This window comes from Thalassotalea mangrovi, assembly GCF_005116735.1.
Taxonomy (GTDB): Bacteria; Pseudomonadota; Gammaproteobacteria; order Enterobacterales; family Alteromonadaceae; genus Thalassotalea_A; species Thalassotalea_A mangrovi.
Window position 1 is genome coordinate 73,456 of record NZ_SWDB01000032.1, and the last position, 15,103, is coordinate 88,558.

18 protein-coding genes are annotated in these 15,103 nt (G+C 45.9%); 12 read left to right on the plus strand and 6 right to left on the minus strand.

Going from position 1 to position 15,103, the window contains the following annotated elements; translation table 11 throughout:
* Positions 1–79: 79 nt before the first annotated feature.
* Positions 80–808 (plus strand): helix-turn-helix domain-containing protein, encoded by a 729-nt coding sequence (locus tag E8M12_RS13540; RefSeq protein ID WP_136736795.1) that lies wholly within the window; start codon positions 80–82, stop codon positions 806–808.
* 428 nt (positions 809–1,236) lie between these two features.
* Here E8M12_RS13540 and E8M12_RS13545 read toward each other — a convergent pair whose 3' ends face one another.
* Positions 1,237–1,821, minus strand: coding sequence for a superoxide dismutase (locus E8M12_RS13545; RefSeq protein ID WP_136736796.1), 585 nt, complete (start codon positions 1,819–1,821; stop codon positions 1,237–1,239).
* Between the two features lie 350 nt (positions 1,822–2,171).
* Here E8M12_RS13545 and E8M12_RS13550 point away from each other — a divergent pair, with 350 nt between their 5' ends.
* Positions 2,172–2,804, plus strand: a complete 633-nt coding sequence (locus E8M12_RS13550) for a urate hydroxylase PuuD (protein ID WP_246034147.1) — start codon at positions 2,172–2,174, stop codon at positions 2,802–2,804.
* A 100-nt stretch (positions 2,805–2,904) separates the two neighbouring features.
* On the opposite strand, the gene E8M12_RS13555 is transcribed toward E8M12_RS13550, so the two are convergent.
* Positions 2,905–3,117 (minus strand): hypothetical protein, encoded by a 213-nt coding sequence (locus E8M12_RS13555; protein ID WP_136736797.1) that lies wholly within the window; start codon positions 3,115–3,117, stop codon positions 2,905–2,907.
* A 236-nt stretch (positions 3,118–3,353) separates the two neighbouring features.
* On the opposite strand from E8M12_RS13555, the gene E8M12_RS13560 reads away from it, so the two are divergent.
* The 7 genes from E8M12_RS13560 to E8M12_RS13590 all read left to right on the plus strand — a co-directional run bounded on the left by E8M12_RS13560 (position 3,354) and on the right by E8M12_RS13590 (position 9,197).
* On the plus strand, positions 3,354–4,223 hold the full coding sequence (locus E8M12_RS13560) for a virulence factor BrkB family protein (RefSeq protein WP_136736798.1): 870 nt from the start codon (positions 3,354–3,356) through the stop codon (positions 4,221–4,223).
* A gap of 24 nt (positions 4,224–4,247) precedes the next feature.
* Positions 4,248–5,216, plus strand: coding sequence for a prolyl aminopeptidase (gene pip / locus E8M12_RS13565; RefSeq protein ID WP_246034148.1), 969 nt, complete (start codon positions 4,248–4,250; stop codon positions 5,214–5,216).
* Positions 5,217–5,219: 3 nt separating this feature from the next.
* Positions 5,220–5,657: a D-aminoacyl-tRNA deacylase gene (gene dtd, locus E8M12_RS13570; RefSeq protein ID WP_136736799.1), complete on the plus strand. Its 438-nt coding sequence runs from the start codon at positions 5,220–5,222 to the stop codon at positions 5,655–5,657.
* Positions 5,658–5,666: 9 nt separating this feature from the next.
* Positions 5,667–6,587 (plus strand): bifunctional GNAT family N-acetyltransferase/hotdog fold thioesterase, encoded by a 921-nt coding sequence (locus E8M12_RS13575; RefSeq protein WP_136736800.1) that lies wholly within the window; start codon positions 5,667–5,669, stop codon positions 6,585–6,587.
* A complete protein-coding gene (locus E8M12_RS13580; RefSeq protein ID WP_169303144.1) occupies positions 6,577–7,425 on the plus strand; it encodes an NAD(P)-binding domain-containing protein in 849 nt (282 codons plus the stop codon). Before E8M12_RS13575 ends, E8M12_RS13580 begins: the two co-directional genes overlap by 11 nt.
* Positions 7,426–7,544: 119 nt before the next feature.
* Positions 7,545–8,684: a PQQ-dependent sugar dehydrogenase gene (locus E8M12_RS13585; protein ID WP_136736802.1), complete on the plus strand. Its 1,140-nt coding sequence runs from the start codon at positions 7,545–7,547 to the stop codon at positions 8,682–8,684.
* A gap of 6 nt (positions 8,685–8,690) precedes the next feature.
* The gene (locus E8M12_RS13590; protein WP_136736803.1) at positions 8,691–9,197 is read left to right on the plus strand and encodes a hypothetical protein; all 507 of its coding nucleotides are present in this window, start codon (positions 8,691–8,693) and stop codon (positions 9,195–9,197) included.
* A 138-nt stretch (positions 9,198–9,335) separates the two neighbouring features.
* On the opposite strand, the gene E8M12_RS13595 is transcribed toward E8M12_RS13590, so the two are convergent.
* Genes E8M12_RS13595 through E8M12_RS13605 form a run of 3 tightly spaced genes read right to left on the minus strand, consistent with a single transcriptional unit; the run spans position 9,336 to position 11,677 of the window.
* On the minus strand, positions 9,336–10,280 hold the full coding sequence (locus tag E8M12_RS13595) for an SPFH domain-containing protein (RefSeq protein WP_246034149.1): 945 nt from the start codon (positions 10,278–10,280) through the stop codon (positions 9,336–9,338).
* Positions 10,280–11,197 carry an SPFH domain-containing protein gene (locus tag E8M12_RS13600; RefSeq protein ID WP_246034150.1) on the minus strand — a complete coding sequence of 306 codons (918 nt, stop codon included), beginning with the start codon at positions 11,195–11,197 and terminating at the stop codon, positions 10,280–10,282. Before E8M12_RS13600 ends, E8M12_RS13595 begins: the two co-directional genes overlap by 1 nt.
* 30 nt (positions 11,198–11,227) lie before the next feature.
* Positions 11,228–11,677 (minus strand): NfeD family protein, encoded by a 450-nt coding sequence (locus E8M12_RS13605; protein WP_306416224.1) that lies wholly within the window; start codon positions 11,675–11,677, stop codon positions 11,228–11,230.
* Positions 11,678–11,890: 213 nt separating this feature from the next.
* Here E8M12_RS13605 and E8M12_RS13610 point away from each other — a divergent pair, with 213 nt between their 5' ends.
* The gene (locus E8M12_RS13610; protein ID WP_136736805.1) at positions 11,891–12,619 is read left to right on the plus strand and encodes a CPBP family intramembrane glutamic endopeptidase; all 729 of its coding nucleotides are present in this window, start codon (positions 11,891–11,893) and stop codon (positions 12,617–12,619) included.
* A 17-nt stretch (positions 12,620–12,636) separates the two neighbouring features.
* On the opposite strand, the gene E8M12_RS13615 is transcribed toward E8M12_RS13610, so the two are convergent.
* The gene (locus E8M12_RS13615; RefSeq protein ID WP_136736806.1) at positions 12,637–13,137 is read right to left on the minus strand and encodes a gamma-glutamylcyclotransferase family protein; all 501 of its coding nucleotides are present in this window, start codon (positions 13,135–13,137) and stop codon (positions 12,637–12,639) included.
* 156 nt (positions 13,138–13,293) lie between these two features.
* On the opposite strand from E8M12_RS13615, the gene E8M12_RS13620 reads away from it, so the two are divergent.
* Both E8M12_RS13620 and E8M12_RS13625 read left to right on the plus strand, forming a co-directional pair.
* Positions 13,294–14,013, plus strand: a complete 720-nt coding sequence (locus tag E8M12_RS13620) for a metallophosphoesterase (RefSeq protein WP_136736807.1) — start codon at positions 13,294–13,296, stop codon at positions 14,011–14,013.
* A gap of 549 nt (positions 14,014–14,562) precedes the next feature.
* Entirely contained in the window at positions 14,563–15,036 is a 474-nt protein-coding gene (locus tag E8M12_RS13625) for a GNAT family N-acetyltransferase (protein ID WP_136736808.1), read from the plus strand.
* Positions 15,037–15,103 lie beyond the last annotated feature (67 nt).

Genomic DNA, 15,103 nt, shown 5'->3' on the forward strand with positions numbered 1-15,103 from the left:
ATATTCATCGATATTCCGCTTATTATTCTTGCAGGAATGGCTAAGAATATTTCCTGTCATCAATATTTCAGGAGCGATTATGACGTTAGGTACACTTATAAAACAGACTCGACAGGAAAAGCAGTTAAGCCAACCACAATTGAGTGAAATGGCAGGTATTGAACAATCCTACCTGTCAAAATTAGAGAATGATAAATCTCTGCCTTCCGATGAAATCCTGACATCCATCCTCAATGCATTGGACCTGACATTGACCCAGTTACTGGATTCAATATCATCACCCGCCGAGCTTCGACGATTACAGCAGGTGCCACTAATCTCACAAAGATTGGTCGTTAATCAGCGGCAATCGATTAAATCCCGACGTATTTACCTAACCTTGTGTGCGCTGTTATGTGCGTTTGCGGTTGCGATGTTTTATGCCGGTTATAACGGTAATATTTTTACCGAGACGCGTTATCAATATATGTCGCATGGTATCCTCCAGGACGGGGAAAATCCGGATGTGTTTACCAAGTCTGCCCACCAGTTAGTAAATCGTAATGATCCTGAGTTTGAATCTAAAGTTGAAAATTTACGCGTATCAATTGAACAAAGACGATTCCGCGATTATCTCTATCTGGATGAGTTTGTCGGTGATTTGCTCATTCGCAATAGCGAAGATGGCAGGCGTGCCTATCACTATCGTGAGCCGGTACAGCAGGAGCGCACTATTAATGGGTGGCTACAGGCCGTTGGCGTCTTTTTATTGGTGTTGTCGCTATTAGGTTTTTTATTGGAGCGGCGATTAATACGCCATCACGTTTAGCTGCGACAACTAATACCAATCACATTAAGTTTGTGCACAACTCAGAGTTAGGGCAGAGGTTCAGTTACAACATAGATTTCATTGATATAGTCATTCTATATTAATGAAATATAGGGCCGTAAATGGGCCTCTGATAAACTCCCTGCGGGTGAGTTTTAAAGGCGTTTATCCTGCGTTACTGATTTTGACAATAGAATAACCATTCTTTGCAATCAAAGTCTTGTCTAAAAGCCTTTAAATTCTCACTGAGTGAGCAATAATTTAATGTGATTGGTATAATCCGGACTGGCCGTCGAGACAGCCACTTTAGATACTCAAGTATCACTCCCTGATAATCGAGCGAATGCAGGTTGAAACACCAGCAATAGGGCCATTTGGGCAATAAAAAAGCGACCCTGTGGTCGCTTTATTTATAACTGTCCGATGGATTAGGCGGTGAAGTTTGCGTTTGCAAAATCCCAGTTCGCCAGTGTCCAGAACGCTTCCATGTACGCTGGGCGCAGGTTGCGATAATCGATGTAGTAGGCGTGTTCCCATAAATCGACAGTCAGAAGTGGTGTTACACCTTCGTCAGTCAGCGGTGTTGCTGCATTAGAGGTGTTTACAATAGCCAAGCTACCATCAGCGTTTTTCACTAACCAGGTCCAGCTTGAACCAAAGTTATTAACCGCGCTGTCGTTGAATTTTTCCTGGAACGCTTCGAAAGAACCAAACTGAGCATCGATTGCTTCAGCAAGTTCACCAACTGGCTTACCAGCGCCATTTGGCGTTAATGAATTCCAGTAAAAGGTATGGTTCCAGATTTGCGCCGCATTGTTAAATACTCCACCAGAAGACTTCTTAACGATCTCTTCTAAAGACGCGTCTGCAAATTCAGTACCTTCAATCAGGCCATTTAACTTAACCACGTAAGTGTTGTGGTGCTTGCCATAGTGGTACTCAAGGGTTTCTGCAGAAATGTGTGGTGCAAGGGCATCTTGTGCGTAAGGTAACGCAGGTAAGGTAATTGCCATGTTGAAATCTCCGAGTTGAAAAGATAAAACAATCAGATAAAAGAAAGGGTATGCCACAAAGTCCGCTTGGGCAAAATCAGGCATACGCCAAAGGGATCGATGTATGTCGCTGCAGGATAATTTTTTCCTTCCAGGCCAGCAATCCCAGGATAAAATCCCGAATAGTTTACTGAAAAATCTCGCTATTACCAGCCTCTAGCCTTAAAAACACTGAGAAATAAATCACTTGAACGCAACTGTTTGCTTAAAATCATGATTACAGGTATGTTGGATATGCTGCATTCAACCGCAACGCTGAGACCTGAGTTTCAGTAAATATTGCGAATAATAATAATAACATAGGGGGATTTATGTCGGTAATGGATATGATCAACATGCTGGCCCGCTGGGGGCATGTGCTGTTTGGGATCACCTGGATAGGTTTATTGTATTATTTTAATTTTATTCAAGGTGGCTATTTTAAAAAGGCGACGCCAGAAGCCTTAGCCGATGCGAAAAAACACTTAGCACCGGAAGCGTTATGGTGGTTCAGATGGGGCGCGATGTTTACCTTGATCACGGGTTTGTTACTCATGGTTGGCGTTCATAAACTTAATGTGCTCAATGACTATATTGTCCTTGGTGCAACCCTGGGTACCTTGATGTTCCTTAATGTCTGGCTGATTATATGGCCAAACCAGAAAATTGCCCTGGGTATGGTTGAAGGTGATGCACCTGCAGCGGCCGGTAAAGCCTTATTGGCATCTCGCACCAACACCCTGTTTTCCGGCCCGATGGCATTTTTTATGTTAGCGGGTCCTCATTATGCCGGCTACGGCATGGGGGTTGGCTCCACGGCCTTGTACATTGCGTTGGCGATCACCGTGCTACTTGAGCTTAACGCTCTGGTAGGCAAGCAGGGACCGATGACGACGGTTAAAGGGGTGATCACCTCAAGCATTATTCTGACAGCAATATTTGTTGGATTATTTTTCGCGGTTTAATTTACCGTCTGGTTTATATGCACAAAGACCAGCTAATTAGCTGGTCTTTGTTTATCTGAACGTAATGAGTAACAGCAGCCAATCTCTCGCCTTATACGGTTCAGGTGCCCTTATATCTAGCTGCATCGACAATCGCCCAGATGTGCACAATAACGCCGATAAACCATGCCACCACCGTCGCATACAAGCCTGCGGTTGCCACAAAGAATATAATGGCCGGTAAGATCCTACCTTGTACCAGCTGACCCAGACCGGGTATAAAAAAGCTGCAAATCGCTGCCAGTACATTACCGCCAGAACCTTGTTGCGCCATAATCGTTCTCCTCAAGATACACGTTTACAAAATTGTAGATTGGCTTATATTGATTAATAATCAAAAGTATAGCCGGAAAATAGTCAGGCTCATTATTGCAGTAGCAGAAATCCTGCACGACGGTTTATGGCTCAACTTTGGGTTTATCAACACACGGACAATCTACGGTGGTGAGTGTCTAAATTGAGCTCTACCAGCAAAAAATATTCACCCGCAACGAAATATTCAGGAATGGAATGAATTTAATTTCTCAGGAACAGCTCAGTAACTACGGCCAGCAAAGCAAATCGTTTGCGATTCGTTTTTTCCATCGCTGTCGGGAGGATCAAATTAAGATTTCTTCCGGCTATTTATCCTATGTGACCCTGATGTCACTGGTGCCTTTGGTATTGGTGATGTTTTCCATTTTCTCTGCCTTTCCCCTGTTCTCAGAGCTTTATGAAAAAATAGAAGAATTTACCTTTAACCATTTTATGCCAACGGCATCGGAAGTGGTTCGAGAGCACCTGGATGGCTTTGTCAGTAATGCCTCGAAAATGTCGGCAATTTCAGTCACCGTGTTGTTTGCCCTGGCACTGATGTTGATTTCCAATATTGATACGTCGCTCAATAAAATCTGGCGCGTGAACCGGCCCCGGCGACCGGTGATATCCTTTGCTCTGTACTGGATGATACTAACACTGGGCCCGCTGCTGGTAGGGATCAGTATTTCCGCGACCTCGTATATTGTCGCCCTGGTAAATTCTTCCGGTGTCGACTTTGGTGGCATCAGTAGTTTACTGCTGCGCCTGGTACCTTATCTCGCCTCTCTGGCAGGCTTTATGGGGCTTTATCTGGTGGTACCCAATACCCATGTTCGATTAAAACATGCCTTTTGGGGCGGCCTGGTCGCCGCGATATTGTTTGAGCTGGGTAAAAAGGGCTTTGCGATTTATGTGACGACACTGCCTACCTACGAAGCCATATACGGGGCGATGGCTACTATCCCGATTTTATTTGTGTGGGTGTATTTATCCTGGTTAATCGTATTTATTGGCGCCGAAGTTACCGTTTGCCTGCAGGAGTTTTCCTCCGATAAGAGTAAACCCGCTAAAATTAATGATTAACTCCATGCCAATTTAGCGATGACGATGCTGCGGCCTTTATTTCCGAAAATACAACCTTTTCACCAGCAGATGCTTGAGTCAGGAGAGCATCGTATTTATGTTGAACAAAGCGGTAATCGACGAGGTATTCCGGTCCTGTATCTGCATGGTGGTCCTGGTGGTGGCAGTAGCGAAGATCATCGGCGCTATTTCGATCCGCAAAAATACCGAATTATTATTTTTGATCAGCGCGGTTGTGGTCGCTCGACGCCCCATGCCAGCCTGACCAATAACAGCACCTGGGATTTGCTGGAAGATATGGAGGAGATTCGCCAGGCTCTGGGGGTTAAGCAGTGGCTGGTCACAGGTGGTTCCTGGGGCACTACCCTGGCCATGGCCTATGGCATCAAGTATCCACAACATGTGCTCGGCTTTATCTTACGCGGTATCTTTCTTGGAACCCAAAGCGAGGTTCAGTGGCTTTATTCGCATCAGGGTGCGGCGGCTATTTTTCCTGATTATTATCAGGATTTTCTCGCACCCATGCAGCCTCACATTCAACAGGAACCGGTAAAAGCTTATCAACAGTTACTTAGCAGCGATAATGAACTTGGTCGTTATCAGGCAGCTAAAGCATGGACCTTGTGGGAACAGCGCATATCTACCCTGCATCCCAATACCCAGACCATTGACACGCCGGAACAACTGCATGCAGCGGTGGCAATGGCGACCCTGGAAAATCATTACTTTATCCATCACTGTTTTTTTGAAGCGGACTACCTGCTCAATCATATCGATACGATTAGCCATATCCCGGCGATCATTATCCATGGTCGCTACGATATGGTTTGTCAGTTACAACGGGCCTATCAGCTCCAACAACGCTGGCAAAATGCGACCTTGAATATTATTCCGGATGCCGGTCACAGCGGCTTTGAGCCTGGAATTATTAATGCCTTCTGCCAGGCTTCTGATAAGATGGCAGTTTTTATCAAAGAACAATTAACTGATTAACAAATGAAAGCATTATTACAACGGGTAAGCCATGCCAGTGTATGCGTTGATAATTCAATCGTTGGTGAGATAGGTCCGGGCATTCTGGTACTGGTTGCCATCGAACAGGCGGATACGGAAAAAACCGTGCAACGGATGGCTGAGAAAATCAGCAAATATCGGATGTTTAGTGATACTGATGGCAAAATGAATTTAAGCGTTGCGCAAACGGGTGGGGAAGTACTGGTAGTTTCGCAATTTACCCTTGCGGCAGATACCAATAAAGGCCTGCGACCCAGTTTTAGCCGTGGGGCAGCGCCATCGGTGAGCGAAACTCTGTATTTGCAACTGGCCGAAAATATTGCCAGCCAGGGCATTAACGTCGCAACCGGGCGGTTCGGTGCCGATATGAAAGTATCACTGCTAAACGACGGGCCAGTGACATTTATGCTGGATATGTAGGGGAAAGGTATGGAATTGACACTACCCGAAGGTTATACCCTGCAACAACCGCAAACCCCGGCGCAATTCGCCGCCTATCATCATTTACGCTATCAGTTGTTACGTAAACCCTGGCATCAGCCACCAGGATCGGAAATCGATGAGCTTGAAGCGCAAGGCATTCACCGGATGATTGTCGATGCCAATGAGCAGGTTGTCGCGGTCGGACGTTTGCACAAATCTCAACAAAACCAGGGACAAATTCGTTTCATGGCGGTCGATGCGGCGTGCCAGGGGATGGGGTTAGGCCGTCAATTGTTGCAGGCTTTAGAGCAGCAGGCGATAAAAAATGGCATTTCCACCATTTGCCTTAATGCCCGCGAGGTGGCATTGGATTTTTATCTCGCCTGCGGTTATCAATTGCTTGGCGAAGCACATACCCTATACGGCGAAGTAAAACATTTCTCGATGTGCAAGGTGCTAACAGCGCCCAGTCATTATCAGGATACCCTGGCCACCCTAGGTGATGTTTGGCATCGCACTATTCCCATTACCCAGGCATTAAAGCTAGTTCCCTGCTTTTACGATGGTGAAGAGTTTGTGGTAAGTGCCGATCGAGCCGCTAATCTGAATATTCATAACACGATGTTCGCCGGCAGCATATATTCATTGGCGACCTTAACTGGCTGGGGCTGGGTATATCTGCAGTTGCAACAACGGCAATTGCCGGGAGATATCGTGCTGGCCGATGCCAATATTCGCTATCATCAGCCCCTGCAAGGTTATGCGACTGCCCATACCCTGACATCGGAAAATGAAAGCGATCTGAGCCGTTTCGAGGCTAAGGGTAAAGCCCGTTTTAATGTCACTGTTAAGGTGTTTGATGGGGATCGATTATGTGCAACTTTTAGCGGGTTGTTTGCGGTTAGGCGGACAGAAAATGAAAAATAAATCGGTAGCGATTATCGGTGCTGGCTGGCTTGGATTACCGTTAGCACAGCATTTGCAGGCGCAGGGAGCGCAGGTCATGGTTACGGCCACTAGCGCCGAGAAAACTGCCCAGTTGGCAAAGCGGGGCCTGAACAGTGTCTGTTACCAGGCATCTGCTAATAGCATGCGTCGAGATGATGATCAGGCCGCGAAAAAGATATTTTCCTGCCAGGTGGTTATCATTTGTATACCACCCAAAATTCGCCATGGGCTGACCAATTACCCGGAATTAATTAAAGACATTGTTGTGAATGCCGAGGCACCTGGCAGTCAGGTGCAACAATTGATTTTATGCAGCTCAACCGCCGTATATAACGGTTTGTCCGGAGAGGTAGATGAAACCTGCCAGCTCAATCTTAGCACGGATAAAACCGCCATTTTAGCCGCGGCGGAACAACAGGTGTTAACCAGTAAAGTCAGTAAATCTCAGGTTGTTCGTCTTGGCGGCCTTATCGGTCCTGAACGACACCCTGGGCGATTTTTCTCCGAGGACAGGCTTATAACTAATCCTGAATCACCCATAAACTTCGTCCATCGCGATGATGTTATTGCTGCGCTTGCCTATCTCATCAAACATCAGCATACGCTGGCTGCAGCCACCGTCAATGTTGTTGCGCCCGGGCATCCTCAGCGCCGACAGTTTTATCAACGGGCGCATGCCGTGCTTGAACGAAATCCCCCGCAATTTTCAGTGCAGCAGGATATAGACGGCAAACTGGTGAAACCGACCGTACTGCTCGACCAGGGTTTTCAATTTCACCATCCGGATCTGCTGGCCTGGTTGGAAAATTCAGGCTAAGGGCGATGATTTCTTAACTGAACTGGTGATCTGAATGACACATGGTTTACAATTGCTAGCAGTCAGGTAACCCATCGTTCATGTTATCGTAAAGAAAATACAACTTTCAGTGAGTACTTATGTTGAATAAATTCGCTTTAAAACTTATCGCTACGGCATTGCTGGCCGGCCCTGTTTTATCTGTTACCGCTATGGCAGACACCGGCCCGGAGATTGTCGACTCTAAACTGCAATCCGGCTATCAGGCAGTGTTAGTGGCCGATGGCATCGATATCCCCTGGGGTATGGTGCAATTGCCAAATGGCGACTTGCTAGTGACGGAACGTGAAGGAAAAATCAAAATTATTCGCGATGGAAAATTGCTTGAGCAAACCGTTTCCGGATTACCGGATATTCACAACTATGGTCAGGGCGGATTACTCGACATTGCTCTGGATCCAAATTATGAAGACAATGGCTGGTTATATTTTACCTACTCGACAAAGCAGGGTGAGGCCATTAACACGGCGCTGATGCGTGCTAAATTGCAGGACCTGAACCTGGTGGATAAGCAGCTGTTGTATAAAGCCGAAGGAAACAGCGACAAGCGCCAGCATTTCGGTAGCCGTATTGTTTTCGATAAAAATGGCGATCTGTTTTTCTCTATCGGTGACCGCGGTATGCGTGATGAAAACCCGCAGGATCTGTCATTAGACAGCGGCAAGATTTATCGCATAAAAGCAGACGGTAGCATTCCTGCGGATAACCCGTTTGTTGATAGCAAAGATGCAAAACCTGCCATCTACAGTTATGGTCATCGTAACCCCCAGGGGATGGCGATGGACCCGGCGACAGGCAATATCTGGGCGACCGAACATGGTCCGAAAGGTGGCGATGAAGTAAACCTGATTCGTGATGGACGCAACTATGGCTGGCCAGTTATCAGTTATGGTGTGAACTACAGCGGTACATCGTTTACTGAGTTGACCGAAAAAGAAGGCATGGAGCAGCCAAAAATAAACTGGACACCTTCCCTGGCACCCTCGGGACTGACGTTTGTGAGCTCGGATAAATACCCACAGTGGCAAGGGAAAATGTTGGCCGGTTCGATGAAATTTAACTACCTGGTGTTAATTTCAGTCGATGGCGACAAGGTGGTTTCTCAGGAGAAGCTGTTTAAAGATGTGGGCCGCGTGCGTAATGTCTACCAGGCACCTGATGGCTTTATTTACCTGGGCATCGATGGCCAGGGAATTAAAAAAATTGTCCCGGTGAAGTAAGCTGGTATGACCACGTCTCAAATCCACACGATTGAGTTTGAGTTGGATAAAGCCTATCTGCGGGAATGTTTTGATCAATCCCGCCCTCGGGTAGAGCAATCCATGTTGCAAAAATACGGCAAAGCCTTTGTATTACTGTTGATTGCCGGTTTTATAATTCAACTTCAGGTCGATGGGCTAAGCAAGCACTTAGGGGCGTTCTTTATTATCCTCGCCATTATCGAAATGCTGAGCCAGGTATATGCCCGTGGCTGGTGGGTGACGCGACAGATGTTGTCTCGTAACTATGGCGATAAAATCCAGTTAGTTGTGACGGTTGAAGGCCTGTCCTGGCAGGGAGGCAAGCAAACTCTGAATTATCAGTGGTCACAGATAAACGATTCCCACAATACCGAGCTGGGGATGGTGTTTACTACTGATGATGGTAGCCGTCACTATTTATCGCGCGCCCATTTCGATGAAGCTAGCTGGGCGTTTTTACAGGTGCACCTGAGATCCGGGCATTCGGTTTAATTTTTATACCAATCCCATTAAATTATTGCTAACTCTGAGTTGTGCACAAACTTAATGTGATTGGTATTACCCATAAAAAAAAACGCCGGTCAGGCGCTTTTTTTTGGGTTTTATCCGTTAGCCAACGGGTTTTTTGCTTTAGCCGGATTTAATTTTATTTAAGCCGATGGTATCCATCCATTGTTGATAATCCATCAGGTTGGCTGGCAGGATAACTTTATTCTGCGCCTTGCCAAGGCCTTTGAACTGGGCAAGGTATTGTTCACTGAGTTGCATTTCCAGGGCCTGCTGGCCACCATCCTGATTGATCACCTGCGCGACTTTAGTGATTGATTCACTGGTGGCTCGTGCCAACGCCATAATCTCAGACGCTTTACCTTCTGCGGCGTTAATGCGACGTTGTTTTTCACCTTCGGAAACATTAATGATTTCCCGCATGATCCCTTCAGAACGATTGATCAGGCTTTGTTTATCACCCTCACTTTTTGCCAGTATGGCACGACGCTCACGCTCTGCATTGACCTGCATTTCCATCGCATCTTTTACTGTTTGTGGTGGCGAAATATTTTTGATCTCGTAGCGATGAACACGAATGCCCCAGGATTCCCCGGCAGCGTCAAGAACTTCAACGACTTTGGCGCTGATCAGATCTCGTTCTTCAAAGGTGCGATCAAGTTCAAGGGTACCAATTACCGAACGGGTCGTGGTCTGGGCTAACTGCATTGCCGCAAACCGGTAATCGGTAATGCCATAACTGGCTTTGACCGGATCGACGACGGAAATATAAATGACGCCATCGACTTCGACGTTAACTTCATCCATCGAGAAACACTCTTGCGGCGGCACATCAATGGTTTCTTCTTTCAGGTCCTGGATATAGGCGACCCGGTCGATAAATGGCAATAAGGCATGAAATCCAGCTTCAAGGGTACAGTGGTATTTACCCAGGCGTTCAACAATGTAAGCCGATTTGGTTGGCACCAGGCGAATCGACTGAAAAAATTTAATGATCAATATCAGGAATAATATGCCCCAGATGATCATCACCAGGCCATCCATCGGTGCTATGTTCTGAATATCCATTATTTGCCTCCCTGAACGTTTGCGGTGACGTTATCCATGCCTTTAAAGAACCCTTCCAACTGGGCAATTTCGGTTGGCATAATGGATACGTCGGCCTCTTTAATGATATCGCCGGTTTGTTGGATAAAGGCTTGCATTAAGCGCATTTTTATCGCCTTATCGCCGCAAGGTTGGTTGGCCGCTGCGGCGATCATTTGCATGCCGCTAGCGGTGGCATCGGCAATGATTTCGATTTCTTTGGCCCGGCCGTCAGCTTCATTGATTTGCTTTTGCTTATCGCCTTCTGACAGGTTAATGGCTTGCTGTCGCTGACCCTCAGATAAATTAATGACGGAGTCGCGTTCGGCATTAGCGAGGGTAATTTCCGCACGTTTTCGCCGTTCGGCTTCCATTTGTTTTTCCAGGGTATGGATGACATTCATTGACGGGGTGATATTGCGCACTTCATAGCGTAGCACTTTAATGCCCCATGGATCGGATGCCTTATCAATTTCCCGGACAATGGTTTCGTTGAGGGTATCGCGTTCACTAAAGGTCTGGCTCAAATTCAGCTTACCAATCTCTGAACGCATTGTCGTTTGTGCCAGGTTAACACTGGCGCGGCGATAATCTTCGATGCCATAACTGGCTTTGGCACCATCCATGACCTTGATATAAACCAGGCCATCGACATCGATTTGAATATTATCCTTAGAAATGCAACTCTGTGCCGGGATATCGAGTACCTGTTCACGAGTCTCATGGCGATATGCGACTCGATCGAAAAATGGAATTAAAAAATGCAATCCAGGCTGCATGACGGCGCGGAATTTACCGAGGCGCTCGATCACGCAAACTTCACGCATTTCAACGATTAGGATGAGTTTGAATAAGACAAACAACACCGCTAGCAGTACAAACGTAAAAATAGCTAACACTAGTTACTCCTTGTTATTAAAGTTAAATCGTTACGAGTCCACTTTTTCAACGACCAGGGAAATGTTTTCCCGACAAATCACTTTTGCCGCGTCACCAGGTTTGATCTCGCTGCCATCTCCCAGTGCGGTCCAGCTTGAGCCCTGAAAAATGACCCGGCCCATACGATTACCGGGCCCAATGGTTTCGACAACTTCGACAGAGGCGCCAAACATGTCCAACTCTTCATCGGTATTATCGATTCGGGTATCGCCGCCAACCATTTTCTGAGTGATATTACGAAACAGCAGGAGCAGCAGCAGTGATAAAATGAACCACAGGGTAAAGGCGTGAACCCAGTGATCAATCAGGCCAAATTGCAGGGACAGGGCGACAATGACCGCAGAGATGCCGAGAAAAATGATAATCCCACCGGGAATAATGATTTCCAGAAGCATCATCAGTAGCCCGAGACCACCCCACAGTAAGACACTATTTTCCATCGATATTTACCTCTGCAAGCGGTTAATAAATGATTGGCTTGTTGCCAGAATGTTAACCACTATAGCAGGGTGAATTTAAAAATGCGACATAATATGTCATAAGGCGACGTTGTTTCGATTTGCCATCAGCAGGCAATTCCGTTGACTATCTGGGACTACCCACAGTGGGTTTTCTATGCTTTATTGTTATCTGGGGATGAGGATCATAAAACAATGACGATGATTGAAATCAATTCATATCTGAATAAGCCTAGATTCTTTTTTACCACGTTTGCCTGGATGTTAGTGCTATACCTTCCGGGGTTATTGTTATCGCTTTTTGTCGCATTTTTTGCCACGACTTTGTGGCAAGTCGATGATTTACAGCACTGGTTAGGCGATGGTGATATTGTTGCGGTGCTCGGAATCGCCCTGGCGCTGGTGACCTTACCCGTTGTTTACTGGGCGACACAAAAGACCCCAGTGACGAATAAACTGACGTTGTTAGGTCTTGAACAAAACCTGCATTTTAGTCAACTCGCTCGCTGGGCGCTGATTACACTCGCCTTCATTGCCTGCTGGTGGGCGATAAATACCTTGCTGGCCATTGATACGCCGCTGTTTATGCTGCATCTGAAAGCCACGACTGATCACATCTGGTTGTTGCTATTAGCAATTTGTCTGGTCGCGCCGTTGTTTGAGGAAGTGGTATTTCGCGGCTTTATGTTTGGTCGATTGCAATACAGTGTCGCAGGAAAATGGGGCGCGGTGTTGTTAACGTCGGTGGTGTTTACCCTGATTCATGGCCAGTACAATACACTGGAATTAACCATGGTATTTTCACTGGCGATACTGTTAGGTTATGCACGGCTTAAAACCGGCAATCTCTATGTACCGATAGCGATTCACATGCTCAATAATACGGTGTCTATGATTAGCTTGTATTGGTTTGATTTCACCTAAATCTCTTTGCTGGATTTTTATTCTGGTTGATGAATCGCACGTTCGTGTTTATCCCGGTGAAGGTTGTGATCCTCAATAGCATTGATGGCGGATATTTTGGTTTTGATATAGGTTTGCGGTAACTTGGTTTCCCATGCTCCAATTAACACGTGGTTCAGATACCAGCTATAAGGGGCGAGGGAATGATCAATGTGAGTTGCCACATAGGTGAACGCATTAACTGCATGACCTTGGTCAGAAACGACGCGAACCGTTTTGATGTTGTAACCTTTGCCCAGCCCCTCAACCTTATCCAAATCGGCTTTGTGCTCGGGATCAATCCGATAAAGAGCGCCGTGAATGAAGTGTTTTGAATTTGACGTATAAAACGCATCGCATTTGCCAGAACCATCATGACTTGCTTTATGAAAGCGCAATTCGTGTTGCTCTAGCGTATAACAGCCGAGCTTGATGGCGCTGGGCACCCGGGCGGTTAATCGGGCAAGCGACATATTTGAACCATAAGCAAAATAATACATGAGTGTTTATCGTTTTTACCTGCCAATACGGCTTGTCTTACAGGGAATTGCAAAATAACAATTAGCCCATTGATTTACAACCGGTAGGCAAGTGTTGCTGTTCTTGCAGGTAATGACTAAATCCGGGATACTCGAATTCAGAACCGCAATTGAACAATGGCGACTGCGTCAGAGGAGATACCATTGTCGGATATCATGTTAACCGTCAAAGCCAAGCAAACCCTGATAGTTCCCAAACAGCAACGGGTGTTTGTGGTTGGTGATATTCACGGCAACCTGGCGTCATTAAAATCCGACCTCAGGCGAGCAGCCTTTGAGCCAGATAGTGATGTTCTGATAAGTCTTGGTGATATCATTAATCGTGGCCCGGATAGCTTTGACACGGTACAGTACCTGCGCTCGATTGGTGCCTTGATGGTATTGGGTAACCATGAGCAAATGTTGATTGAGTCAGTATTACAAAATGACACTCAAATGCGAAAGATTTGGCTGGCAGCCGGCGGTAAATGGCGCAAGAAAGTTGCCAAAAAACAACTGACGGAAATGGCACAGTGGTTTTTAACCCATCCGTTGTCAATAGTGCTGCATTATCGTGATAAGAAAATAGGTCTGTCTCATACCCGGCCCAAACAATGGGACTGGAGTGCAGATTATCAGACTAATGCCGATGTTATCGATGCCTTGTTATGGGATAAATCATTAGTCGCGACAAAAAACTGCAAAGGCAATCAGGGCGTGGATTTGTCGATCCATGGTCATAGCAAGGTAGAACACCCACTGTGGATTGGCAGCAGCTATCATATTGACACTTCTTATTTCCGTGGCCCAACATTGATTGAGTTGCGCAAAGTCCTGAAGAAATTAAAACGCGCCTGATAATGAATCGATGAAAGTTCTTATCAGCTATCCTGCTGAGATACTGATTTTTAGGAATAAAGGACACCTGAAATATTAAATTCGTTAAATCATCTCGTTATTCCTGATTAACACCAGTTTGGGACACCCCACTTTTTTGCCCTGGCGATTATCCTTTAAACCAGTTTGGGACACCCCACTTTTTTGCCCTGGCGATTATCCTTTAAACCAATTTGGGACACCCCAATTTTTTTGCCCTGGCGATTATCCTTTAAACCAATTTGGGACACCCCACTTTTTTTGCCCTGGCGATTATCCTTTAAATCAATTTGGGACATCCCACTTTTTTGCCCTGGCGATTATCCTTTAAACCAACTTGGGACACCTCACTTTATTCCCTGGGCAATTAACCATTTAATCGTTTCAGGCCCCCGTCTTTACTTACCAACTCGCGCACTCGGGCCAAACAAAATGAGCGTTATCATAAATTAATATTCACCGATATTTTTCTGATTTTTAACGGATTAAGTGCAATGATTAATTAAGGATTGGCAGATGAAACCGTGAAAAATGATCCGTGTAGCAAAATTAGAAGATTACCCAGACATGGACAAACTTTTTCGCTTATCTGCGAATCAGTTGTGCCAAAGCGTGTATACATCAGAGCAGCTAAAAAGTTGGGCGGGAAGACCATGGCCAGAGCGATTTATGCGAAATAGCTCTGAAGGTCATCAACAATACGTGATGACACGGGAAAGGCGAGTTATTTGTTTTGGTATCATCGATGTAATGGCAAAGAATATTGTCGCGTTATTTGTTCACCCAAAATACTCCGGCCAGAATATTGGCCACGAAATGATGAAGTTTTTACTACAACAAGCTGCTGAGCGGCAAATAGACTCATTGACACTAGATTCTTCGTTAAACGCCGTAAACTTTTATAGGCGGCATGGGTTTTCCGAGATCGGAAGAAGTACCTTCACCACCCAAAATGGCACCAACCTCGAATCGGTGCAAATGATCAAACACCTGGATTCGAAATAAAACCGCCAGTTCAGGACAACTCCATTTTTTATATCGTGCTAGTTCAGGACACCCCAGAATCTAAACT